Below are 23075 nucleotides of genomic sequence, written 5' to 3' on the forward strand. Positions count from 1 at the left end.
TGTTAGCGCTTTGCTTACATTACTGACAGCAAGATTTGACTTTTCGCATGATAAACATCCGATTACGTATTATTTTCTTATGCAATAGTGGCTTGCCAGGTGATTTCGTTTACACTGCTGTGTCTACGCATGTCCCAGGGAAATGATTATGTTGCGATATTTAAACAAGTGCTCTCGCGGGCGCGGCGCCTGGCTATTAATGGCGTTCACCGCACTGGCACTTGAATTAGTGGCGTTGTGGTTCCAGCACGTCATGCTGCTGAAACCCTGTGTCCTGTGTATTTATGAGCGTTCTGCCCTTTTTGGTGTGATGGGTGCGGGTATTGTCGGTGCGATTGCGCCGAAGACGCCGCTGCGCTACGTCGCCATCTTAATTTGGTTGTACAGCGCCTGGCGCGGTATCCAACTGGCGTATGAACACACCATGATCCAGCTTCACCCTTCTCCTTTTATGACCTGCGACTTTGCTGCGCGTTTCCCTTCGTGGCTGCCACTGGATAAGTGGCTTCCGCAGGTCTTTGTTGCTTCGGGCGATTGTGCTGAAAAACAGTGGCAGTTCCTGTCGCTGGAAATGCCGCAATGGCTGTTAGGTATCTTTGTCGCTTACTTTGTTGTGGCGGCGCTGGTGCTCATCGCCCAGCCCTTCAAACCGAAAAAACGCGACCTCTTCGGTCGTTAACAGAACGCTCCTTCGGGAGCGTTTTTTTATTGCCGCGAAATGGCATACGCTTCCCGTAGGTGTTACTTCACCGAGCGGCACGATACACTCTTGATAAGACTGGTCTAATACACCCCATTATAGCCATCCAGATATGTTGCCGATAATTCATTGCCTATCGAGTCGGCATCTTTCGAATCCGCCTGTACCCTATCGCCAGACCTGTCATATGTTTCGGTGAGATGACGGCTGGCCTGCTCTCTGAGTACCCCGGCATACTTAATGGCGTAATGCACATCATGACCCACAATGCGGTCCAATTTTCCTTTATCGTACGCTTCTTCAAAGGCGGGAATGATGTTGCGATATGTACCACTTGCCGAGAACCGGACGCCACCGTCCGTTGAGCTGTGATTTTCCGTAAAGGCGATAGCGTGCCGTTGTGGAGAGGGTTTAGACGCCGTACATCCTGCGAGCAGAACACCTGCCGCTACCAGCACAATGAATTTATTCATGACAGACCCCATTGATGTTTTAGCTTATTTAAGACATACAAACATTTTAGGGTCTTGTTTTAAATCACTTTTTAATCATCTCAGGCAGGTCGCGGTATAACAAAAGAGATTATTGCGCCCAATCTGGCTTGTTGAGGATATGATCCTGCCAGTCGCGGACTTCGGACTCTTTTACCGCAATATGACGAACCGTGATGCGCTGCTTGTGCATCATCTCCTTCGAACCGGTACGCAGCGGATGCCACACCGGCAGCGCCTTCCCTTCGGCCAGCAGACGATAGGCACAAGTGGGCGGCAACCATTCAAAGGTGGGTAAATTATCGCGCGTCAGCTTGATGCAGTCCGGCTCATACTCAAAGCGACGCTCGTAGTTACGACACTGGCAGGTTTTGATGTTCAACTGGCGGCAGGCCACGTTGGTGAAATAGATCTCGTCGGAATCTTCATCCATTAGCTTATGCAGGCAGCACTGACCGCAGCCGTCACACAGCGATTCCCACTCCGCGTCCGTCATTTGTTCAAGAGTTTTGCTTTGCCAGAAAGGTGTGTCGCTCATAAATCAGTTCGCCATTTAAAACCAGGGAGCACCTTATAACCAGTCTGGCATGGGGATGCAAGTTTTGCCGCCGTTCAGGCGGCAAATCGACTTATAATACGCGGGTCTTCAACGAGAGGCCGTTGAAGCCCACTTCCAGTTCGTCCCCGCCGTGCAGCGGGCCAACACCTTCCGGCGTACCGGTCAGAATGACATCCCCGGCTTTGAGCGTGAAGAAGCGGCTCATGTAAGCAATCAGCGGCACAATTTTATGGATCATATCGGCAGTGGTCCCCTGCTGGCGGACTTCACCATTGATGCTGAGCCCAAGTGTCGTGTTCTGCGGATCGCTGGTAAACTCTGCCGCCGGAATAAAACCGGAGATCGGGCAGGAATTATCAAAGCCTTTCGCTTTTTCCCACGGCTGACCCGCCTTTTTCATTTTGGCCTGCAGATCACGAAGCGTGAGATCCAGCGCCACACCATAACCGGCAATAGCTTTTCGTACATGCTCTTCGGTCGCCTGACGCAGCGTTGCCCCAATGAGCACGGCCAGTTCAACTTCGTGATGCACGGAACCGAAATCCTGTGGCAGCGCCAGCGGCTGGCGAATATCGCACAGTGCAGTTTCCGGTTTAATAAACAGCACCGGCTCTTCCGGCGTGGCGCTGCCCATTTCTTTAATATGTTTCGCATAGTTACTGCCAACGCACACGACTTTACTCACCGGGTAATCCAGGAGTGCGCCCTGCCAGTTATGATGTTGGTACATGTCTTTCCCCTAAGTAACACATTGAACAAGTGCGAAAAATGACTATCCGCGCCACATGGCGGTTTGTCAAATAGCAAACTTTGTCATTCAATGCGTATACAGGAGGAAAGCAAATGGCGGAATCGATCCGCCACTTTGACTGGCGGGGATGGCTATCTTTCGCTGTCTAAATGTTGTTTCAGCAAATTTTCTGGCGGCGGTGGAATCTGTAAATAATATCCCTGCGTACGTAATGCCTCTTTTACTTTTTCCAGATCTGCACTGGCCAGTTTTTTACGTCCGTCGAGGGGCAATAACATGGCTAACTGAGGCTGGCCAAAGCTTTTCATTAATTCTTCCGGCACGCGTGAAAAATCGTCTTTTTTTTCGACATACAGATAAGTCTGTTCACGTCGGGAACTTCGGTAGATCACACAAAACATACTTTTGCTCTGAATTAAGGGGTGGTTACTTGCCTGAATATAATAGTGACTATAACATGCTTGATAGTCTTCGGAATATCGCTCACTCATGAGTGATAATAGCAAAATGAGTAAGGTCAGGATGTCAAACACGCCCATCGAGCTAAAAGGCAGTAGTTTTACCTTATCTGTGGTTCACTTGCATGATGCAAAACCCGAGGTTATTCGCCAGGCGTTAGAAGACAAAATCGCTCAGGCTCCCGCTTTTTTAAAACATGCTCCTGTTGTTATTAATGTTTCTGACCTTGTGGGCCCGGTCAACTGGTCGCCGATTCAACAGACTATTCTGGCGACGGGGTTACGGGTTGTCGGTATCAGCGGCTGTAAAGACAGCGAGCTGAAAGCCGACATCGAACGTGCCGGGTTGCCGCTTCTGACCGAAGGCAAAGAAAAGCCGCAACGTCAGGTTGCTGTTCCTGTCCCCGAGGCCCCCATTGTTACTCCGGTCACAAAAACACGCTTGATTGATCTTCCTGTTCGTTCCGGGCAGCGTGTTTATGCGCCAAACTGTGATCTGATTGTCACCAGTCACGTCAGCGCAGGCGCAGAGTTGATTGCCGACGGCAATATCCATGTTTATGGCATGATGCGTGGCCGCGCGCTGGCTGGCGCAAGCGGCGACAAGGATGCGCAAATATTTTGTACTCACCTCACGGCGGAGCTGGTTTCCATCGCAGGGGAATACTGGCTGAGCGATCGAATCCCGGCCGATTTTTATGGCAAAGCGGCACGCTTACGTTTAGCGAATAACGCTTTGACTATTCAACCGTTAGATTAAGCCCTTTTAACAAGGAACTCCTATGGCACGCATTATTGTTGTTACTTCGGGTAAAGGGGGCGTGGGTAAGACCACCTCCAGCGCGGCCATCGCAACCGGTTTGGCCCAGAAGGGAAAGAAAACCGTCGTTATTGATTTCGATATCGGCCTGCGTAACCTCGACCTCATCATGGGCTGTGAACGTCGCGTCGTGTACGACTTCGTGAACGTCATTCAGGGCGATGCGACGCTGAATCAGGCGCTGATTAAAGATAAACGTACGGAAAATCTTTATATTCTCCCGGCTTCGCAGACGCGCGACAAAGACGCGCTAACGCGTGAAGGCGTAGAGAAGGTGCTTGATGAGCTGCAGAAAATGGAGTTCGACTTTGTTATTTGCGACTCACCGGCGGGGATTGAAACCGGCGCGCTGATGGCCCTCTATTTCGCGGATGAAGCAATCATCACCACTAACCCGGAAGTCTCTTCCGTCCGTGACTCTGACCGTATCCTCGGCATCCTGGCGTCCAAGTCGCGCCGCGCCGAAAACGGCCAGGAACCGATTAAAGAACACCTGTTGTTGACCCGCTACAACCCGGGGCGCGTTAATAAAGGTGATATGCTCAGCATGGAAGACGTGCTGGAGATCCTGCGCATTAAGCTGGTTGGCGTGATCCCCGAAGATCAGTCAGTCCTTCGCGCATCCAACCAGGGGGAACCGGTTATTCTGGATACCACTGCCGATGCAGGCAAAGCGTACGCAGATACCGTTGAACGTCTACTGGGAGAAGATCGTCCTTTCCGCTTCATTGATGAAGAGAAGAAAGGTTTCCTCAAACGCCTGTTCGGAGGATAAGTTATGGCATTACTCGACTTTTTTCTCTCCAGAAAAAAGAACACCGCCAGCATCGCCAAAGAGCGTCTGCAAATTATTGTTGCGGAACGCCGTCGCAGTGACGCTGAACCACATTATTTACCGCAGCTAAAGCGGGATATTCTGGAGGTGATTTGTAAATATGTTCAAATCGATCCGGAAATGGTTTCAGTCCAACTGGAACAACGTGGTGACGATATTTCCATTCTGGAACTCAACGTTACCTTGCCAGAACCAGAAGAGACGAAATAACCCGGCAGTTGATCGCTGCGCCAGGAGTAATAAAAAAGGCAGAAACCCTCTGCCTTTTTTCTTTTATTAACGCTTAACCCCTGTTTTTATATACAGGGATTAACGCGGATATTCCGTTAATAATGCGTTGAGCTGCTCAGCCATCAATTCCGCACGCCAGCCACTGATTAATTCCGGTAAATTTGTCTGCGGTTTTAATTGCCAGTGCCAGTTAAGTAACTGATTAATTTGCCGACGAGAAGCAATTAATTCTGCGCTCAGCCCTTTGTTTTCGCTAACGTCCTGCACCAGTGCCTTGATAGCTTTAAAGGCTTTGCGATAGCCAGGCATATCCACCAGGTTCAACAGCGGCTCCGGCAGCGCATCTTCCGGCAGTGCCTGCGCCTGTGCGACCAGGGACAGCAGCGTTTTACCGTGAAAACGAATTTCGCTACCGGAAAGGCCAATGCTGTCCAGCTCACCCATGCTGCCCGGCATATAACGCGCTACGGCCCACAGATTCTCTTCACGAACAACGAAATTGACCGCCAGGTCACGCTCGCGGGCTTTACGCAGACGCCAGTCCGCCAGCAAACGCAGGCATGCCAGTTGGCGGGTACGTAACTGCCAGGCGTTGCTGATGTCACGCCATGCCTCTTCTGGCGCCAGAATTTCGCCACGACGTTGCATCATCAGGCGGCATTCGTCCAGCGCAGCATTGAGCCACCCTGCTTCTTCGGTTTCAGCCAGCAATTTTCGCGCGATAGGCAGCAGATACCAGACATCGGCCGCCGCATAATCGCACTGACGTGTCGTTAACGGACGCGCCAGCCAGTCAGTGCGCGACTCGCTTTTATCCAGCGCCACACCGGTGTACTGCTCCACCATTGCCGCAAAGCCCCAGGAGAGCGCACGCCCGGAGAAGGCCGCGAGAATTTGAGTATCGATCATCGGCTGCGGCATGGCGCCGAAAGCGTTGAGGAAGACTTCGAGGTCTTCACTACCGGCGTGGAGGAATTTTGTTACCTGAGTATTGGTAATCAGATCGCGGAACGGTGCCCAGTCAGTGATGGTTAACGGGTCGATTAACGCCACATTCTCCCCGTCATAAAGCTGGATTAAACCAAGCTGGGGATAATAGGTACGGGTGCGGACAAATTCAGTATCAAGCGCAATAGCATCGGTGCCAGCCGCAGCTTCACACAGCGCTGCCAACGCCTCGTTCGTCGTGATCATCTGGTAATTCAAATCGTCTTCTCTTTAGTTTGCGCCCACAAAAAACGCCGGATTAACCGGCGTTCTGGCGACTAACGCATAGCTCAGTCTTTATTGTCTACTTTGCCGCGCGCTTCGTCACGCAATTCTCGTCGTAAAATTTTACCGACGTTGGATTTCGGTAGCTCAGCGCGGAACTCCACCCGTTTCGGCACTTTGTAACCCGTTAACTGGCGGCGACAAAACGCGATAAGCGCTTCTTCGCTCAGCGAGTCGTCTTTTTTCACTACAAAAATTTTAACCGCTTCGCCGCTGGCATCGGAAGGCACGCCTACGGCCGCCACTTCCTTAACGCCTTCATGCTGCATTACGACATCTTCAATTTCGTTCGGATAGACGTTAAAGCCGGAGACCAGGATCATGTCTTTTTTGCGATCGACAATACGCATAAAGCCTTCGCCATCCATCACCGCGATATCGCCGGTGTATAACCAGCCATCTTTGATGATTTCATCGGTCGCCGCCGGGCGCTGCCAGTAACCCAGCATGACCTGCGGGCCTTTCACGCACAATTCACCCGGTTCACCCGGTGGAACTTCATTGCCGGCATCGTCCACCAGCTTCACTTCTGTCGACGGGACCGGCAAGCCGATACTGCCACTGTGGTAGTCAATATCATGCGGGTTGACGCTCACCAACGGCGAGCATTCTGTCAGACCGTAGCCTTCCAGCAGGTATTCGCCGGTAAGTTTCACCCAGCGCTCGGCAACGGCCTGCTGTACGGGCATACCGCCTCCCGCAGAGAGGTGCAGCGAGGAAAAATCGAGTTTGTGAAAATCGTCGTTGTTGAGCAATGCATTAAACAGGGTGTTTACCCCGGTCATGGCGGTGAAAGGATATTTCGCCAGCTCTTTCACCAGCCCCGGAATATCGCGCGGGTTGGTAATGAGCAGGTTCTGTCCGCCCAGTTCGATAAACAACAGGCAGTTCATGGTCAGGGCGAAAATGTGGTAGAGCGGCAACGCGGTGACCACCAGCTCTTTACCGCGATGCAGCAACGGACCGTAGGTTGCATTCACCTGTTCCAGGTTGGCCAGCATATTGCGGTGCGTCAGCATCGCCCCTTTGGCTACTCCCGTCGTCCCGCCGGTATATTGCAGAAACGCCAGGTCGTCGGTCGTGACTTCCGGCTTGATATACTGCAAACGGTAACCCGCCTGCAGCGCACGGCGAAACGAGATGGCATCCGGAAGATGGTATTTCGGCACCAGGCGCTTCACATATTTGACGACAAAGTTAACCAGCGTGCCCTTCGCCGGAGAGAGCTGATCCCCCATGCGGGTCAGGATCACATGGCGAACCTGCGTCTTGTCGACCACTTTTTCCAGCGTGTGGGCGAAGTTAGAGACGATCACAATGGCGGATGCGCCGCTGTCGTTAAGCTGATGTTCCAGTTCGCGCGGCGTGTACAGCGGGTTGACGTTCACGACTATCATGCCCGCGCGCAGAATACCGAACAGCGCCACCGGATATTGCAGAAGATTCGGCATCATCAGTGCCACACGATCGCCCTTTTGCAACCCTAAGCCCTGTTGCAGGTATGCGGCAAAAGCGCGGCTACGCTCTTCCAGCTTACGGAAGGTCATAACCTCCCCCATGTTGACGAACGCAGGTTGGTCGGCATATCGCGCCGTCGCGTGTTCAAAGAGTTCAACCAGGGATTGATAACGATCGGGATTAATATCCGCAGGCACATCGGCGGGATAACGGTTTAGCCAAACCTTCTTCAATGCATCACCTCTAAACTGTGTATTTTTCGTCATCACAACCCCTGTTAATAAACAAGTCGTTAACATTATATTAACTCAGCGTACCAGTTTATTAATTGTTCGAATTGAAGGTTGCGAAGCGCATCACTAATTATTTTTGTTATGGTTTTTCAAAATAAAGAAACAGCGGACCAGCCGCTGTTTCGTTTTTCATGCAGAACAGAGCGTTACTCTGTTACAACACTCTGTTCATAGGCGGGGCCGGGATTATACCAGCCCCAACCGCCGTACCCGCGATGCCACGGGTGTGGCCCCATCATCCACGGATCCATCGGTTGCGGCGGCAGTACGACCTGCTTTGTGATATGCCAGCGTTTATAGCCATCAGCACGGATCACCGCGAATTTATAGGCAGCGCCGCCCACCTGACCGTCATAAATGCCGGTAATCGGCCCGACGACGGTCACCAGTTGGTTCTGGAAGTCTACCGGGTCGAGGAAGCCATTCACGTCGGCCATAATACGCCCGACAGAGGTTGCGCCCAGGATCGGTCTCGCCCCGTCATCTAACGGCACGGTGGCTATCTCAAGGCGGGTTTTCCCTTGCTGATTCTCAATTTTCACCACTTTGCCGCCGAAACGGGCTTCCTGACCGATATAGAGATTTGGCGCATTCATCACGCGCACCAGATCATCCTGCGGCGTCGGACTGGTTCCTTTGATCGCGTCAGGCACGGAAACACACCCACTTAACGCTGCGGCGACCACACCCACCAGTAACCAGCGCATACCTCTTTTTTGACTCGCCATGATGCGACTCCTTCACTCAGCCTTGTAATTACTGAGATTCATTCCCGGCCCGGAAGTTTCTTCCAGGCCACTTCGTTACGCAAATAAACCGGCTCGGCATGCTCAACGGCAACGGTATGCCCCAGCGAAAGCTGATGGTGCGCGATAGGCAGCATATCTTGTGCTTCCGGCAACGATACGCCGCCGTCTGTCAGCGTCAGGCCGGTATCTTTTGCCATATCCGGCCACGCTTGCCAGCCGGTGCCGACGGTTGCCCACTCGCCGGAGAGCGCGCTGAGGCGCGCGGTCACCGCGTCCGGTTTGAGGACCGCTTCGGTCTCTTCACCGTGCCAGACGCCGTCGGCGTCACGCTGATATTCCGCCCAGTAGACTTCGCCCATACGGGCATCAATGGCGGCCAGCACACGGGTGGCCCCCGATTTACGCCAGGCGCCTTCTGCCATCGTCGCAAGCGTAGAGACGCCAATCATCGGCAACTCCGCGCCCAGCGCCAGCCCTTGCGCAATACCAATACCAATGCGCACGCCGGTAAAGCTCCCCGGACCACGGCCAAAGGCCAGCGCATCCAGTTCAGACAGCGCAACGCCGCCCTCGGTGAGAACATCCTTCACCAGCGGCAGAATACGTTGCGTGTGTTCACGTGGGCAGAGTTCGAAATGAGCAAAGAGGGTTCCGTCGTTGTTCAGCGCGACGGAACAGGCTTCTGTGGCGGTATCAATGGCCAGAATTCGCATGGGTAATCGCAGTCCCGGTAAAACAAAATGGCGCGCATATTAACACAGTCTGCGCCAAATTACTCCGCCACCGAGGCCGCAAGAAACGCAACCGCGCGGCGAATATCCCGCGTACGCGGTGCGGGCGGCAGGCTGGCGAGGAACACCGCGCCGTAAGGGCGCATCACCAGACGGTTATCGCAAATGACCAGCACGCCCCGGTCATCAACGTCACGAATCAGGCGTCCAACCCCCTGTTTGAGGGTAATCACCGCATCCGGAAGCTGGACTTCATCAAACGGATCGCCACCGCGCAGGCGGCAATCTTCCATCCGCGCTTTGAGTAGCGGATCGTCCGGCGAGGTAAACGGCAGTTTGTCGATAATGACCAGCGACAGCGTGTCGCCACGCACATCCACCCCTTCCCAGAAACTGCTGGTCGCCACCAGCAAGGCATTTCCCGCGGTGATGAATTGCTGCAACAACTGCCCTTTGCTGGTCTCTCCCTGGAGCAAAACGGGCAACGTCATGGTGGCGCGGAACTGCTCAGCGAGATCACGCATCATGGCGTGGGAAGTACAGAGCATAAAGCAGCGACCATTGTTCGCTTCTATGATCGGTTTGAGCATTGCCGCCAGTTGACGGGCCGCTCCTGGCTGATTTGCCTGCGGCAGGTTTCGTGGCACACAAAGCAGTGTCTGGCGGGCGTAATCAAACGGGCTTGGCAACAGCAGCGTTTGCGCTTCTTCGATGCCGAGCCGTGCAGTAAAGTGGTGCAAATCATCGTTCACCGAGAGCGTCGCCGAGGTAAAAATCCAGCTACCGCTTTTCTGCGCCATCACCTCTTTGAATTTGTCCGCCACGGTGAGTGGCGTTAGCGCCAGGGTAAAATGGCGCGAGGTGCACTCATACCAGTAACTAAAACCGGGCTGATTGATCTCTTTCAGCCGTTTGAGCCGTGCGCGGTACAACGTTGCGCGCTCAAACGCCGCGTCGAGGAGGGCCGAACGTCCAAGCGACAGTTTTGCCACGTCATAACAGAGTTCCAGCGCGTCATCGAGTAGCAGCAACGCCCGCTGGATATGGGCATCGGCCAGCAGTTCCCGCAGGTTGCCGCGATATCCCGGTTCACCCAATTGCAGGCGGAAATCCTGTGCGCTCTGCGCCAGCCTGTCGGCGCATTTTTGCAACTGCTGGGTATCACGTAACTCGGTGCGGTAGGCAATGGTGAAATCTTTGGCTAAATCCAGTAACTGGCGGCTGGAGATAGACTGGCCGAAATACTGGCTGGCGATATCCGGAAGCTGATGCGCTTCATCGAAGATCATCACTTCGGCTTGCGGGATAAGCTCGCCAAAACCGCTCTCTTTCACCACCATGTCTGCCAGGAACAGGTGATGGTTGACCACCACCACATCGGCATCCATCGCTTTTTTGCGCGCTTTTACCACGAAGCAGTCTTTGTACATCGGACAGTCGCTGCCCAGACAGTTGTCATTGGTGCTGGTCACCAGCGGCCAGACGGCAGAGTCTTCCGCCACGCTGACACAGGTGCTGATGTCACCATCTTTGGTCTGATTTGACCAGGAGCGTAATAAAATGACGTCACTGAGGGTTTGCACCGGCAGATCGCCCCCCGCCAGCGCCTGCTGTTCCAGTCGCTCAATACAGAGGTAGTTTGAACGTCCTTTAAGCAACGCGGTATGGCCGGTGAATTTGAGCGCGTTTGCCACCGTGGGTAAATCGCGGCTGTAAAGCTGATCCTGTAGGGCTTTGGATCCCGTTGAGATGATCACTTTTTTGCCAGCGCGCAAGGCCGGAGCCAGATAGGCATAGGTTTTCCCGGTCCCGGTGCCCGCCTCTACCACCAGCGGCTGTGTGCGGGCAATTGCGTCACTGACGGCATGGGCCATCTGACGTTGTGGTTCACGGGGTTTAAAACCCGGTATCGCTTTGGCCAATTGACCGTCTGTTGCAAAATCGTCCGTCACACTGCCCCCACACTGGATAAATCGCCAGCGATTATGTCAGGGCATTGGGTTTTGCGCCAGTCTGTGGCAGTCTTGCCCGCAATCATAAGGAAAACCATGAGGAATAAAGTATGACCATTACCCGCATTGATGCCGACGCCCGTTGGTCAGACGCGGTTATCCATAACCAGACGCTCTACTACACGGGTGTGCCGGAAAACCTTGATGCCGACGCATTTGAACAAACCGCCAACACCCTGGCGCAGATTGACGCCGTGCTGGCCAGACAGGGTAGCGATAAGACGCGCATTCTGGATGCGACAATCTTTCTGGTGGACAAAAGTGATTTCGCGGCGATGAACAAAGCCTGGGACGCGTGGGTTGTCGCCGGTCATGCGCCTGTACGCTGCACCGTTCAGGCCGGGTTGATGAACCCGAAGTACAAAGTCGAAATTAAAATTGTTGCCGCCGTCTGACAGGACGCAATCCGGCGCGCATCCCGCGCCGGAATTTATTCCATATCCAAAAAGTCGTCGTACTCCAGGTAATGGTTAAGTGCGCGGATAATTTCACTGTCGCAGGCGTCAGGCTTTTGCTGGATCGCCAGTTCCACGACGGACTGAAAATGCTCGCCCATACAGGCAAAGTGGTGGTATCGCCCCGTCGCTGCCGCGGCTTCGGCGTCATCGCTGGCAACCACATAAAGCGCATCGCCTGCCTGAAAAGCCCCGTCGTGTGTTGAATACACATCATAGTAGAGCGATTTACCCTGCCCGGCCTTCACGCAGGCAATCAGCGCATCGATGCCAAGCGCCATATTTAACCGCAGAGTTTCCAGCACCGGGCCCGCAGGCACAAAGGTAACGCGTGCGCCAGTGGCCTGTAACTCGCGCTCCAGTGGGCGCAAGCGCAGGCGAAAATCCTCACCCACACAAATCGGCGGGCTGGCAACAAAACTCAGCGCATCAGCCAGCGGTAAATTCAGCGCTTTTCTGAGGACGTGAACCACTTTGAGTTTCTGCGGGCCAATATCGGTAATGAGCAGACGCCCCGCCTGCCAGTCCTGCGGATATACGTCAGGGACGTTATCGTCGTCGCCATCGTCTGCCTGGCGCGCTTCCCGAAGCTCAAGCCAGAATGGACTGTCCGCTTCGGTATGCGCGTCAAGTAACGCCAGCGTGGTCGCTTCATCGGCATGGCATAGCTGACGTAAAAGGGACTGGAAGGCGTGCAAAGCGGGCGAGATGCGTTCTGCCTGCCAGCGGCCCGCGCCGTGTGCGGCGTAATAGACCGGGTAGCCGTCTGCCGCTTCGTTCAAATCGATAAAGAACGGATCGTCCAGGCCATTAAGGGCTATCAAATACCAGCCGGGTTGCCACATCCCGGGCGTGTCAGCCACCAGGCTTTCCCCGGTGACGCCGTGCCAGCGAAAACCGCAATGCCACGCGTGCCATTGCTCTGGCTGTGGGTAGTGGAAAGGAAGCGTGAGGTCGCCGGGGATAACGGCCGCGGTGATAAACGCAAAGATCGCATCCGGTACTGTCTCAGGCATCACGTTTTCCATTCACCGCCTCCACACTCAGGGTTTACTCGTCTTCATCTTCGTCTTCAAAGCGCGCCACAATACGTTCGCCCTTATGGGTGGCGCGTAATTCATCCGCCACCTGCGAGATGGCCTGACCGCTGCTAATGCCCTGTGACATTAATTCCTGAATACGCTCGACGGCTTTTTGCTGCTGTTCGTGGCTGAGGGAAGGTAAACCTGCAAACATCGTGAACTCCTGCTAAATTATTCGCGCTAATTATTTCATGCGCCGTGGCTATGCGCCAGCGATCGCGTAAAGAGCCAGGACTGATGAAGACGTTTTCCCCCACTGTCATACCGTTACCGTGGCATCCCGATGCCGCAGAGCACTATTTTTCCCTGATACATCATCTGCCGTGGGCGATGATGCTGCACTCTGGTCACGCGGACCATGCCTGCAACCGTTTTGATATTCTGGTCGCCGATCCTCTCTCAACACTTGTCACCCGGGGTGAACAGACCACCATCGCTGACGCGGATGGCGCGCGCGGGTCCACAGAGGATCCGTTTAGCCTGGTGAAGCAGGCCATCGACAAGGCTGGGATCCGCCCACAGGCTAACAGCGCTCTGCCGTTTCAGGGCGGGGCACTCGGACTGTTCGGTTACGATTTAGGGCGTCGCTTTGAAAAACTGCCCGCATTCGCGCAAAAAGACATTTTGCTGCCGGATATGGCGATAGGAATTTATGACTGGGCCGTGGTGGTGGATCACCATAAACAGCATGTCACGCTGCTGAGCTACCGGGAGCCGCAGATGCGTCTGGCCTGGCTTAACGCCCAAACGCCGCCGTCCGTCGTCCCGTTTAGCCTGACCTCCCCCTGGCAGGCAAATATGACGCGCTCTGAATATGGTGCGAAATTTCGTCAGGTACAGGCCTGGCTGCACAGCGGCGATTGTTATCAGGTGAATCTTGCACAGCGCTTTCAGGCGCATTATGTCGGTGATGAATGGCAGGCTTTTTGCCACCTGAACCGCTCGAACCGCGCTCCGTTCAGTGCTTTTTTGCGCCTGGAAGAGGGTGTGATTTTAAGCCTGTCGCCGGAGCGGTTTATTCAGCTTCGGGATGATGTTATCGAGACGCGTCCCATTAAAGGCACGCTCCCGCGCCTGCCTGACGCCCGGGACGATGCGCAACAGGCGCAAAAACTGGCCGCATCAACGAAGGACCGGGCCGAGAATCTGATGATTGTCGACCTGATGCGCAATGATATTGGTCGGGTTGCCGTGCCTGGCTCCGTGCGCGTGCCGACGCTGTTTGCCGTAGAGCCTTTTCCGGCGGTTCACCATCTGGTCAGTACCGTGACAGCAAAGCTGCCTGCCACATTGCATGCCAGTGATGTGCTACGCGCCGCGTTTCCGGGTGGATCGATTACCGGGGCGCCCAAAATTCGCGCCATGGCGATTATCGATGAACTGGAACCGCAACGGCGTAATGCCTGGTGCGGCAGCATTGGGTACATCAGTTTTTGCGGCGCCATGGATACGAGCATCACCATTCGTACCCTGACGGCGTGGGCGGGGCAAATCTTCTGCTCAGCGGGGGGCGGCATCGTGGCGGACAGCAACGAAGAGGCTGAATATCAGGAAACATTTGATAAAGTTAACCGTATCTTGCAGCAACTGGAGAGCTAAACCGTGGCGCAGCCAAACTTAACCCTGGATGATTTTCTCTCGCGTTTTCAGCTTTTACGCCCCCAGCTACACCCCACCGCCGCAAATGCGCGGCAGGCGGCAGTGCTGGTGCCGGTGGTGCGGCGCGAGCAGCCAGGGTTACTGTTAACACAGCGCTCGCCACGATTACGAAAACACGCCGGTCAGGTCGCCTTTCCCGGTGGTGCCGTTGATGATACCGATGCCTCGCTGATTGCCGCCGCCCTGCGCGAAGCGCAAGAAGAGGTCGCCATCCCGCCCGACTCCGTCGAGGTTATCGGTGTGCTACCGCCGGTTGACAGCGTCACCGGATTTCGCGTGACGCCCGTTGTGGGGATCATTCCCCCTGACCTGCACTACCATGCCAGCGAAGATGAGGTGGCTTCGGTGTTTGAAATGCCGCTTGCCGAAGCGCTACGCCTGGGGCGCTATCATCCACTGGACATTCATCGTCAGGGCAATGCGCACCGGGTTTGGCTCTCCTGGTATCAGCATTATTTTGTCTGGGGCATGACCGCGGGCATAATTCGTGAGCTGGCGCTGCAGGTGGGGCTTCGCCCTTGACTATACTTAACATGAAGCATTTTTAAGACAGCGGAATGTGACCGCGCGCTATTAGTAAAATCGAGGTTAGGCATTAGTTTAATTCATGTGAATAATTAAGCTGCCCGCACGCTTCCCTCTTACACTATGCGCAGTTATTACATCGTTACTGGAACCCCCGGTAACCCTGTCAGGAGTGTTAATGTGATTAGTATATTCGACATGTTTAAGGTGGGTATTGGTCCCTCTTCCTCCCACACTGTTGGCCCGATGAAAGCCGGGAAACAGTTCGTCGATGACCTGGTCGAAAAAGGATTACTGGAAAGCGTTACCCGCGTCGCGGTGGACGTTTATGGCTCACTGTCGCTGACAGGTAAAGGCCACCATACCGATATCGCCATTATTATGGGTCTGGCTGGCAATGAGCCAGCCACGGTAGACATTGATTCCATCCCTGCGTTTATTCGCGATGTGGAAAACCGGGGCCGCCTGTTGCTGGCGCAGGGCCGCCGGGAAGTCGATTTCCCGCAGGATAACGGCATGCGTTTTCACAGCGACAACCTGCCGCTGCACGAAAATGCCATGAGCATCCACGCGTGGAATGGTGAGCGCGAAGTCTACAGCAAGACCTATTACTCCATCGGTGGCGGTTTTATTGTCGATGAAGAGCATTTTGGTAAAGAAGTGCTCAACGAAGTGACCGTTCCCTACCCGTTCAAATCCGCCAGCGATATGCTGAATTATTGCAAAGAGACCGGACTGTCACTCTCTGGCATGGTGATGCAAAACGAACTCGCGCTGCATAGCAGACAGGAGATCGAAGCGTACTTTGGTCATGTCTGGGCGACCATGCGTGCCTGTATCGACCGCGGGATGAATACAGAAGGCGTGCTGCCTGGCCCATTGCGCGTCCCGCGTCGCGCCTCGGCGCTGCGCCGTATGCTGGTTGCCAGCGATAAATTATCCAGTGATCCAATGAATGTGATCGATTGGGTCAATATGTTCGCGCTGGCAGTGAATGAAGAGAACGCTGCCGGTGGGCGTGTGGTGACAGCGCCAACAAACGGGGCCTGTGGTATTGTCCCGGCAGTGCTGGCTTACTATGACCACTTTATCGAATCCGTCAGCCCGGACATTTATATCCGCTATTTCCTTGCCGCAGGCGCAATTGGCGCACTGTACAAAATGAACGCATCGATTTCCGGTGCCGAAGTGGGTTGCCAGGGTGAAGTGGGTGTCGCCTGCTCAATGGCGGCGGCGGGCCTTGCGGAGTTACTGGGCGCCAGCCCGGAACAGGTGTGCGTAGCGGCGGAAATCGGCATGGAGCATAACCTTGGCCTCACCTGCGATCCGGTAGCCGGTCAGGTACAGGTGCCCTGCATTGAGCGTAATGCTATCGCCTCCGTCAAAGCCATTAATGCCTCCCGTATGGCCATGCGCCGTACCAGCGCCCCCCGAGTCTCACTGGATAAGGTTATCGAAACCATGTACGAGACCGGCAAAGATATGAACGCTAAGTATCGCGAAACCTCTCGTGGCGGCCTCGCCATTAAGGTTCAGTGCGACTAATACTCTTTTCCAGCCCTTCTACGACGGAAGGGCTAAATTCTGTGCCTTTTCTCATCGCATTCCCGCTTTCCCAACTACACTTTCTTTGTTCTGGCGGAAATTCCAGGCCAGTGGCTTTTAAGGCGGTCACGGCATGCAAACAGCACAGAGAATTATTAAAAGCTATCTGCGCAAGCGCTTAGCAATTTGCGTAGCCCTGGCAATTGTGACGCTCATTTCCACTCTCGCTATTCTCTTTATTTCGGAGCGCAATGTTAATCAGCAGAAAATTGTCGCTTTCACCGCACATGCTGTTGAATCATTCGATAAATTACTCTTACCCCTTGAACACAAACGTGACGTGATTCTGCCCCTCGTTGGGACATCTTGCGCCAATGCCCACCTGCAATTGCGCACTCAGGCCGCCAGTTTGCAGACCGTGCGTGACATCGGGCTCATAAAAGACGGGATTCTGTACTGCTCGAGCATTTTTGGTTATCGGGATGTGCCCATTAAGCAACTGCAACCCGCGTTACCGTCGACAAAACCAGTCATGATGCTTTCCACCGATCAGTCGCTTTTAAAAAACAGCCCGGTGATGATTATGTGGTATCCCGCCGCCACCGACGGTCAGAGCGGTATTATCGAGGTTGTTAATATCGATTTGCTGACCAATTTAATGCTGGAACCTGATGAGCCCTTGATTACCTCCGCCAGCCTGAGCATGAATGACCGTCATCTGACCTATGGTAGCGGCGTCAGTAATCGTCTGCCGGAGCTGAATAATGAAGAGCGTTATCAACAGGAATCAGAACATTTTCCTTTTATCGTCAGCGTGACCGGACCGGGAGCAGTCGCACTGGCATGGCGTCATTTGCCGTCACAATTACCGCTGGGACTGCTGCTGAGTTTACTGATTGGTTATATTGCCTGGCTGGCCACGGCCAGCCGTATGAGTTTTTCCGGCGAGATCAATCTGGGCCTTGCCGCACGAGAATTTGAGCTATTTTGCCAGCCGCTCCTGGAGGCGAACAACAACACCTGCATCGGCGTTGAAATACTGTTGCGCTGGAACAACCCTCGTCAGGGCTGGATCCCTCCCGATGTTTTTATTCCCATCGCCGAACAGCACAATTTAATCGCCCCACTGACACGCTATGTGATGGCGGAAACCCAGCGCCAGCTTGGGCTTTTTCCGGCGGACAGTACGTTTCAGATTGGTATCAATGTCGCGCCGAGCCACTTGCGCCATGGCATGTTGCTCCAGGATCTTAATCGCCTGTGGTATCACGCGAACCCGGTGCAACAATTAACCATAGAGCTTACCGAGCGTGATGCGCTGCATGACGTAGATTACCGTATGGTGCGCGAGCTTCATCGCAGGGGGGCCAAAATCGCCATTGACGATTTCGGTACGGGCAACAGTTCACTGTCATGGCTGGAGAGACTGCGCCCGGATGTATTAAAAATTGATAAGTCCTTCACCATGGCTATTGGTACGGATGCGGTGAACTCGACGGTGACGGATATGATTATCGCCCTGGGGCAACGTCTGAATATTGAACTGGTGGCGGAAGGAGTAGAAAACCCCCGTCAGGCGCAGCATCTGCGGCAACGGGGGGTGCATATATTGCAAGGATTTTTGTACGCGAAGCCCATGCCAATTAAAGAGTTTCCGCGTTGGCTGGCAGGTTGGACTTCCCCACCAGCACGGCGTAAAGGGCTAATGATGCCGCTTATGCCATAGGGAAATTACTCTTCTTCGTCGTGAAGCGGTCGCTCTTTAACAACACGTACCAGGTCGACACGATAGTCATTGGCTTCGATAACGCTGATATGCAGCGGCGCAAGCTCCAGCTTGTCGCCCGGACGGGGGATCTGACCATTAATGGCGATCACCAGGCCCGCAACGGTGGCGATATCCTCGTTTTCGTTGACCAAAGTGTCCAGGCCCAGAGTATGTTGCAGAGCATGCAAATCGGTGGCGCCTTTAACCAGCCAGCCATCGCCGTCAGCGACGATTTCCGGCGTTTCGTCAGCATCCGGGAACTCACCGGCAATCGCCTCCAGCACATCCAGCGGTGTTACCAGTCCCTGTACCACCCCAAATTCGTTGGTGACGATAACGAAGCTGCCACGGGCACGGCGCAATACGGCCAGCAGTTTTATCGGGTCCAGCGTTTCCGGCACGACGATCGCCGGCGAGGCCGACGCCATGGCTGCAACGTCCGTTCCCTCTTCCAGCGCCACCAGCATCTCTTTGGCGCGAACAATACCCAGCACCTCATCCAGTTCACCACGACAGACCGGGAACAGGCTGTGCGGCGAGGAAAGAAGCTGCTGGCGGATCTCTTCCACACTCAGGTTAGCGTCGACCCAACTGATTTCACCGCGCGGCGTCATGATGCTACGCAACGAGCGGGAAGCCAGCGTTAACACGCCATTGATCATGTAACGTTCTTCTTCGGCAAACGCGCCTTCCGGCACCGATACCGGCGACTGACTGTCTGTATCCTGCGTCTGACTGGCCTGACGTTTGCCGCCCATCAGCCGCAAAATCGCATCGGCGGTACGCGCACGCAGCGGCAGCGTTGACTGATGACGAAGAAAGTTGCGACGGGCAATCTGGTTGAACAGCTCGATAATGATTGAAAAACCAATCGCCGCGTACAGGTAGCCTTTCGGAATATGGAAACCAAAACCTTCCGCGACCAGGCTCAGACCAATCATCAGCAGGAAGCTCAGACAGAGCACCACCACCGTGGGATGCTGGTTGACGAAGCGGGTCAGCGGTTTGGATGCCAGCAGCATCACCGCCATGGCAATGACCACGGCTGCCATCATGACCGGCAGATGGTTCACCATCCCGACCGCTGTGATCACCGCATCAAGCGAGAACACGGCATCAAGAATAACAATCTGTACCACCACCACCCAGAAACTGGCATATCCTTTACCCTGTCCTTCGTCGTGCTGACGATTCTCCAGCCTTTCATGTAGCTCGGTCGTCGCTTTAAAGAGCAGGAATATCCCCCCGAGCAGCATGATCAAATCACGGCCAGAGAAGGTGAAATCCATGACGGAGAAGAGCGGTTTTGTCAGCGTGACCATCCAGGAGATCAGAGACAACAGGCCTAAACGCATCACCAGCGCCAGAGAGAGGCCAATCAGGCGCGCTTTATCTCGCTGCTTTGGCGGCAATTTATCGGCGAGGATGGCGATAAAAACCAGGTTATCAATACCAAGAACAATTTCCAGAACGACAAGTGTCAACAACCCCGCCCATATTGAGGGGTCCATTAAGAATTCCATGGCAAGCTCCTGCTAAAGGCATGATAAGTCCGCGCGTAGGTGTGCGCAGGCATGATGACAACAAGGGGGTTCAAGGTTAAAGAATGGCTGGCGCAAACAGGCCAAAGGGGGAACTGGCGTCGGTGACGGTCCATACAGCGGGCTGATGCCCTGTACTCCTGATAATTAAACGGATGTTAAACATATCAGAGAGACTTTGGGTTTTGCAAAGATTTACCTGAATTTGCATTTTGAGAGATATTTTTCGCTCCGAAATTTCCCGTACGCTAAAGCTAAATTACGGATGTTCATCACATAAATTATTTTTTCACTATCTAAAATAATTCCCGGAAGTCTTAGTTTTTTCTTTCTAAGCCCTGTCTGAATCGATTCGGGCTGTCAGAGAGATTCAGAACGCATCAGTTAATGATGTGTTAACGACAAAAACGAAGGAGGTAGCAAGTGACCATTGCTATTGTGATAGGCACACATGGTTGGGCTGCGGAACAGTTACTCAAAACCGCCGAAATGCTATTGGGCGAGCAAGAGAACGTCGGTTGGATCGATTTCGTTCCCGGTGAAAACGCCGAGACGTTAATCGAGAAATACAACGCGCAGTTGGAAAAGCTCGATACACATCAGGGCGTGCTATTTCTCGTTGATACATGGGGTGGTAGCCCGTTCAATGCTGCCAGCCGCATTGTCGTCGATAAAGAGCATTATGAAGTGGTGGCTGGCGTCAATATTCCTATGCTCGTGGAAACACTGATGGCGCGAGACGACAACCCAACCTTTGATGAACTGGTGGCGGTCGCGGTGGAAACAGGACGCGAAGGCGTGAAAGCGCTGAAAGCCAAACCTGTGGAAAAACCGACGCCCGTTGCGCCCCCTAAACCTGCGGCTCCAGTAAAACCGATGGGACCGAATGACTATATGGTCATTGGTCTTGCCCGTATTGATGACCGCTTGATCCATGGTCAGGTCGCAACACGCTGGACCAAAGAAACAAACGTGACGCGCATTATCGTCGTCAGTGATGAAGTTGCAGCCGATAACGTACGTAAGACGCTGCTCACACAGGTTGCGCCTCCCGGGGTGACGGCGCACGTGGTGGACGTAGCCAAGATGATCCGTGTTTACAACAACCCGAAATACGCGGGTGAGCGGGTGATGCTGTTGTTTACCAACCCAACTGACGTACTGCGCATTGTTGAAGAGGGTGTGAAAATCACCACCGTCAATATCGGCGGTATGGCCTATCGGCAGGGGAAAACTCAGGTGAACAACGCGGTTTCGGTGGATGAAAAAGACATTGCGGCCTTCAAAAAGCTCAACGAACGCAATATCGAGCTGGAAGTTCGCAAAGTTTCTAACGACCCGAAACTGAAAATGATGGATTTGATCAATAAGGTCGCGAAGTAACCGCGCCGGGTTGGTTGACTCAGTTTCACACTTACGTTTGTTTAGCATAGGAGAAGTACAATGGAGATTACCACTCTTCAGATTGTGCTGGTGTTCGTCGTCGCGTGTATTGCCGGTATGGAATCGGTACTCGATGAATTTCAGTTTCACCGTCCGTTAGTGGCCTGTACGCTGGTGGGTATCGTCCTGGGGGATATGAAAACCGGTATTATCATCGGCGGTACCCTGGAGATGATTGCGCTGGGCTGGATGAACATCGGTGCGGCGGTCGCGCCCGATGCCGCGCTCGCCTCTATTATCTCAACCGTCCTGGTTATCGCGGGTCATCAAAGTATCGGCGCAGGTATCGCGCTGGCTATCCCACTGGCAGCAGCAGGCCAGGTACTGACCATTATCGTGCGTACCATCACCGTAGCCTTCCAGCACGCGGCGGATAAGGCGGCAAACAACGGCAACCTCACGGCATTGTCCTGGATCCATGTCTCGTCCCTGTTCCTTCAGGCCATGCGTATCGCTATCCCGGCCGTTATCGTTGCTATCTCCGTCGGGACCAGTGAAGTTCAGGGTATGCTGAACGCCATTCCGGAAGTCGTAACCAGTGGTCTGAACATCGCTGGCGGCATGATCGTGGTGGTTGGTTATGCGATGGTTATCAATATGATGCGCGCAGGCTACCTGATGCCGTTCTTCTACCTTGGTTTCGTGACGGCGGCGTTTACTAACTTCAACCTCGTTGCGCTGGGTGTGATTGGTGCCGTGATGGCCATCCTTTATATCCAACTGAGCCCGAAATATAACCGCTCTGCTGGCGGGCCTGCACAGGCTGCTGGTAATAACGATCTCGATAACGAACTGGACTAACAGGTGAGCGAAATGGTTGATATGACGACTAAAACTACCACTGAGAAAAAACTCACTCCGGGTGATATTCGTGGCGTGTTCATCCGTTCTAACCTGTTTCAGGGTTCATGGAACTTCGAACGTATGCAGGCGCTGGGTTTCTGCTTCTCGATGGTACCGGCTATCAGACGCCTGTATCCGGAGAACAACGACGCGCGTAAACAAGCTATCAAGCGTCACCTGGAATTCTTTAATACCCATCCTTATGTTGCAGCGCCGGTACTGGGTGTAACGCTGGCGATGGAAGAACAGCGTGCGAACGGGGCAGAGATTGACGATGGTGCCATCAACGGTATCAAAGTGGGTCTGATGGGGCCGCTGGCGGGCGTGGGTGACCCCATTTTCTGGGGTACCGTACGTCCGGTATTCGCAGCGCTCGGTGCGGGTATTGCCATGAGCGGCAGCCTGCTTGGGCCACTGTTGTTCTTCTTCCTGTTTAACCTGGTGCGCCTGGCAACCCGCTATTACGGTGTAGCCTATGGTTATCGTAAGGGTATTGATATCGTTCAGGATATGGGCGGCGGTTTCCTGCAGAAACTGACCGAAGGGGCATCCATTCTCGGCCTCTTTGTCATGGGGGCCCTGGTTAATAAGTGGACACACGTTAACATTCCGCTGGTGGTCTCGCGTATTACCGACCAGACCGGTAAACAAAACGTCACGACAGTGCAAACCATCCTCGATCAGTTGATGCCAGGCCTGGTTCCGCTACTGCTGACTTTCGCCTGTATGTGGCTGTTACGTAAGAAAGTGAACCCGCTGTGGATCATCGTTGGCTTCTTCGTCATCGGGATCGTAGGGTATGCGGTTGGCCTGTTAGGTCTGTAATCCGTTGTGTTATAACCGGGGCCTTGCCC

The 23075-nt window shown here is 54.0% G+C and carries 24 protein-coding genes; 12 read left to right on the forward strand and 12 right to left on the reverse strand.

Going from position 1 to position 23075, the window contains the following annotated elements; translation table 11 throughout:
• Positions 1-148: 148 nt before the first annotated feature.
• Positions 149-679, forward strand: coding sequence for a disulfide bond formation protein DsbB (gene dsbB / locus ACS0RQ_RS16405; RefSeq protein WP_193795776.1), 531 nt, complete (start codon positions 149-151; stop codon positions 677-679).
• A 104-nt stretch (positions 680-783) separates the two neighbouring features.
• On the opposite strand, the gene ACS0RQ_RS16410 is transcribed toward dsbB, so the two are convergent.
• The 4 genes from ACS0RQ_RS16410 to ACS0RQ_RS16425 form a co-directional block, all read right to left on the reverse strand.
• Positions 784-1173 carry an Exc2 family lipoprotein gene (locus ACS0RQ_RS16410; RefSeq protein ID WP_271850949.1) on the reverse strand — a complete coding sequence of 130 codons (390 nt, stop codon included), beginning with the start codon at positions 1171-1173 and terminating at the stop codon, positions 784-786.
• A 109-nt stretch (positions 1174-1282) separates the two neighbouring features.
• Positions 1283-1729: a cysteine cluster protein YcgN gene (ycgN, locus tag ACS0RQ_RS16415; protein WP_039079506.1), complete on the reverse strand. Its 447-nt coding sequence runs from the start codon at positions 1727-1729 to the stop codon at positions 1283-1285.
• Positions 1730-1820: 91 nt separating this feature from the next.
• On the reverse strand, positions 1821-2480 hold the full coding sequence (locus ACS0RQ_RS16420; protein ID WP_271850950.1) for a fumarylacetoacetate hydrolase family protein: 660 nt from the start codon (positions 2478-2480) through the stop codon (positions 1821-1823).
• A gap of 152 nt (positions 2481-2632) precedes the next feature.
• Positions 2633-2902 (reverse strand): YcgL domain-containing protein, encoded by a 270-nt coding sequence (locus ACS0RQ_RS16425; protein WP_039079508.1) that lies wholly within the window; start codon positions 2900-2902, stop codon positions 2633-2635.
• Positions 2903-3023: 121 nt separating this feature from the next.
• Between ACS0RQ_RS16425 and minC the strand changes: the two genes are divergently transcribed.
• Genes minC through minE form a run of 3 tightly spaced genes read left to right on the forward strand, consistent with a single transcriptional unit; the run spans position 3024 to position 4824 of the window.
• On the forward strand, positions 3024-3719 hold the full coding sequence (gene minC, locus ACS0RQ_RS16430) for a septum site-determining protein MinC (protein ID WP_271850951.1): 696 nt from the start codon (positions 3024-3026) through the stop codon (positions 3717-3719).
• A gap of 22 nt (positions 3720-3741) precedes the next feature.
• Positions 3742-4554, forward strand: a complete 813-nt coding sequence (gene minD, locus ACS0RQ_RS16435) for a septum site-determining protein MinD (RefSeq protein WP_039079510.1) — start codon at positions 3742-3744, stop codon at positions 4552-4554.
• 3 nt (positions 4555-4557) lie between these two features.
• A complete protein-coding gene (gene minE, locus ACS0RQ_RS16440; RefSeq protein ID WP_039079511.1) occupies positions 4558-4824 on the forward strand; it encodes a cell division topological specificity factor MinE in 267 nt (88 codons plus the stop codon).
• 99 nt (positions 4825-4923) lie between these two features.
• On the opposite strand, the gene rnd is transcribed toward minE, so the two are convergent.
• The 5 genes from rnd to yoaA all read right to left on the reverse strand — a co-directional run bounded on the left by rnd (position 4924) and on the right by yoaA (position 11300).
• The gene (gene rnd / locus ACS0RQ_RS16445; RefSeq protein ID WP_271850952.1) at positions 4924-6051 is read right to left on the reverse strand and encodes a ribonuclease D; all 1128 of its coding nucleotides are present in this window, start codon (positions 6049-6051) and stop codon (positions 4924-4926) included.
• 71 nt (positions 6052-6122) lie between these two features.
• A complete protein-coding gene (gene fadD / locus ACS0RQ_RS16450) occupies positions 6123-7808 on the reverse strand; it encodes a long-chain-fatty-acid--CoA ligase FadD (RefSeq protein ID WP_271850985.1) in 1686 nt (561 codons plus the stop codon).
• A 206-nt stretch (positions 7809-8014) separates the two neighbouring features.
• Positions 8015-8596 (reverse strand): Slp family lipoprotein, encoded by a 582-nt coding sequence (locus ACS0RQ_RS16455; RefSeq protein WP_107223342.1) that lies wholly within the window; start codon positions 8594-8596, stop codon positions 8015-8017.
• A 38-nt stretch (positions 8597-8634) separates the two neighbouring features.
• Complete coding sequence (gene tsaB, locus ACS0RQ_RS16460; RefSeq protein WP_071195216.1) at positions 8635-9330, reverse strand: tRNA (adenosine(37)-N6)-threonylcarbamoyltransferase complex dimerization subunit type 1 TsaB; 696 nt, start codon at positions 9328-9330, stop codon at positions 8635-8637.
• 59 nt (positions 9331-9389) lie between these two features.
• Positions 9390-11300 carry a DNA repair helicase YoaA gene (gene yoaA / locus ACS0RQ_RS16465; RefSeq protein WP_271850953.1) on the reverse strand — a complete coding sequence of 637 codons (1911 nt, stop codon included), beginning with the start codon at positions 11298-11300 and terminating at the stop codon, positions 9390-9392.
• Between the two features lie 110 nt (positions 11301-11410).
• Here yoaA and ACS0RQ_RS16470 point away from each other — a divergent pair, with 110 nt between their 5' ends.
• Positions 11411-11755: a RidA family protein gene (locus tag ACS0RQ_RS16470; RefSeq protein WP_039079523.1), complete on the forward strand. Its 345-nt coding sequence runs from the start codon at positions 11411-11413 to the stop codon at positions 11753-11755.
• Positions 11756-11790: 35 nt separating this feature from the next.
• Here ACS0RQ_RS16470 and ACS0RQ_RS16475 read toward each other — a convergent pair whose 3' ends face one another.
• Both ACS0RQ_RS16475 and ACS0RQ_RS16480 read right to left on the reverse strand, forming a co-directional pair.
• Positions 11791-12843: a hypothetical protein gene (locus tag ACS0RQ_RS16475; protein WP_499079219.1), complete on the reverse strand. Its 1053-nt coding sequence runs from the start codon at positions 12841-12843 to the stop codon at positions 11791-11793.
• Positions 12844-12865: 22 nt separating this feature from the next.
• Positions 12866-13051, reverse strand: coding sequence for a YoaH family protein (locus ACS0RQ_RS16480; protein ID WP_271850955.1), 186 nt, complete (start codon positions 13049-13051; stop codon positions 12866-12868).
• An 83-nt stretch (positions 13052-13134) separates the two neighbouring features.
• Between ACS0RQ_RS16480 and pabB the strand changes: the two genes are divergently transcribed.
• The 4 genes from pabB (at position 13135) to pdeD (ending at position 18352) form a co-directional block, all read left to right on the forward strand.
• The gene (gene pabB, locus ACS0RQ_RS16485) at positions 13135-14496 is read left to right on the forward strand and encodes an aminodeoxychorismate synthase component 1 (protein ID WP_271850956.1); all 1362 of its coding nucleotides are present in this window, start codon (positions 13135-13137) and stop codon (positions 14494-14496) included.
• Between the two features lie 3 nt (positions 14497-14499).
• The gene (locus ACS0RQ_RS16490; protein ID WP_193795768.1) at positions 14500-15078 is read left to right on the forward strand and encodes a CoA pyrophosphatase; all 579 of its coding nucleotides are present in this window, start codon (positions 14500-14502) and stop codon (positions 15076-15078) included.
• Positions 15079-15261: 183 nt separating this feature from the next.
• Complete coding sequence (sdaA, locus tag ACS0RQ_RS16495; RefSeq protein WP_039079527.1) at positions 15262-16626, forward strand: L-serine ammonia-lyase; 1365 nt, start codon at positions 15262-15264, stop codon at positions 16624-16626.
• Positions 16627-16759: 133 nt separating this feature from the next.
• A complete protein-coding gene (pdeD, locus tag ACS0RQ_RS16500) occupies positions 16760-18352 on the forward strand; it encodes a cyclic di-3',5'-guanosine monophosphate phosphodiesterase PdeD (protein ID WP_271850957.1) in 1593 nt (530 codons plus the stop codon).
• Between the two features lie 5 nt (positions 18353-18357).
• Here pdeD and yoaE read toward each other — a convergent pair whose 3' ends face one another.
• Positions 18358-19917 (reverse strand): CNNM family cation transport protein YoaE, encoded by a 1560-nt coding sequence (gene yoaE, locus ACS0RQ_RS16505; protein ID WP_079496711.1) that lies wholly within the window; start codon positions 19915-19917, stop codon positions 18358-18360.
• A gap of 441 nt (positions 19918-20358) precedes the next feature.
• On the opposite strand from yoaE, the gene manX reads away from it, so the two are divergent.
• Genes manX through ACS0RQ_RS16520 form a run of 3 tightly spaced genes read left to right on the forward strand, consistent with a single transcriptional unit; the run spans position 20359 to position 23046 of the window.
• Positions 20359-21318 carry a PTS mannose transporter subunit IIAB gene (gene manX, locus ACS0RQ_RS16510; protein ID WP_039079530.1) on the forward strand — a complete coding sequence of 320 codons (960 nt, stop codon included), beginning with the start codon at positions 20359-20361 and terminating at the stop codon, positions 21316-21318.
• Between the two features lie 60 nt (positions 21319-21378).
• Complete coding sequence (gene manY, locus ACS0RQ_RS16515; RefSeq protein WP_039079531.1) at positions 21379-22179, forward strand: PTS mannose transporter subunit IIC; 801 nt, start codon at positions 21379-21381, stop codon at positions 22177-22179.
• Positions 22180-22191: 12 nt separating this feature from the next.
• The gene (locus tag ACS0RQ_RS16520) at positions 22192-23046 is read left to right on the forward strand and encodes a PTS mannose transporter subunit IID (protein WP_039079532.1); all 855 of its coding nucleotides are present in this window, start codon (positions 22192-22194) and stop codon (positions 23044-23046) included.
• The last annotated feature ends 29 nt before the right edge of the window (positions 23047-23075 follow it).

This window comes from Phytobacter diazotrophicus (assembly GCF_052061655.1).
GTDB classification, from domain to species: Bacteria; Pseudomonadota; Gammaproteobacteria; order Enterobacterales; family Enterobacteriaceae; genus Phytobacter; species Phytobacter diazotrophicus.

Coding starts and splice junctions, on each gene's coding strand:
- dsbB (WP_193795776.1), top strand. CDS start 149: ATGTTGCGATATTTAAACAAGTGCTCTCGCGGGCGCGGCGCCTGGCTA.
- ACS0RQ_RS16410 (WP_271850949.1), bottom strand. CDS start 1,173: ATGAATAAATTCATTGTGCTGGTAGCGGCAGGTGTTCTGCTCGCAGGA.
- ycgN (WP_039079506.1), bottom strand. CDS start 1,729: ATGAGCGACACACCTTTCTGGCAAAGCAAAACTCTTGAACAAATGACG.
- ACS0RQ_RS16420 (WP_271850950.1), bottom strand. CDS start 2,480: ATGTACCAACATCATAACTGGCAGGGCGCACTCCTGGATTACCCGGTG.
- ACS0RQ_RS16425 (WP_039079508.1), bottom strand. CDS start 2,902: ATGTTTTGTGTGATCTACCGAAGTTCCCGACGTGAACAGACTTATCTG.
- minC (WP_271850951.1), top strand. CDS start 3,024: ATGTCAAACACGCCCATCGAGCTAAAAGGCAGTAGTTTTACCTTATCT.
- minD (WP_039079510.1), top strand. CDS start 3,742: ATGGCACGCATTATTGTTGTTACTTCGGGTAAAGGGGGCGTGGGTAAG.
- minE (WP_039079511.1), top strand. CDS start 4,558: ATGGCATTACTCGACTTTTTTCTCTCCAGAAAAAAGAACACCGCCAGC.
- ACS0RQ_RS16455 (WP_107223342.1), bottom strand. CDS start 8,596: ATGGCGAGTCAAAAAAGAGGTATGCGCTGGTTACTGGTGGGTGTGGTC.
- tsaB (WP_071195216.1), bottom strand. CDS start 9,330: ATGCGAATTCTGGCCATTGATACCGCCACAGAAGCCTGTTCCGTCGCG.
- ACS0RQ_RS16470 (WP_039079523.1), top strand. CDS start 11,411: ATGACCATTACCCGCATTGATGCCGACGCCCGTTGGTCAGACGCGGTT.
- ACS0RQ_RS16475 (WP_499079219.1), bottom strand. CDS start 12,843: ATGGAAAACGTGATGCCTGAGACAGTACCGGATGCGATCTTTGCGTTT.
- ACS0RQ_RS16480 (WP_271850955.1), bottom strand. CDS start 13,051: ATGTTTGCAGGTTTACCTTCCCTCAGCCACGAACAGCAGCAAAAAGCC.
- pabB (WP_271850956.1), top strand. CDS start 13,135: ATGAAGACGTTTTCCCCCACTGTCATACCGTTACCGTGGCATCCCGAT.
- pdeD (WP_271850957.1), top strand. CDS start 16,760: ATGCAAACAGCACAGAGAATTATTAAAAGCTATCTGCGCAAGCGCTTA.
- yoaE (WP_079496711.1), bottom strand. CDS start 19,917: ATGGAATTCTTAATGGACCCCTCAATATGGGCGGGGTTGTTGACACTT.
- manY (WP_039079531.1), top strand. CDS start 21,379: ATGGAGATTACCACTCTTCAGATTGTGCTGGTGTTCGTCGTCGCGTGT.
- ACS0RQ_RS16520 (WP_039079532.1), top strand. CDS start 22,192: ATGGTTGATATGACGACTAAAACTACCACTGAGAAAAAACTCACTCCG.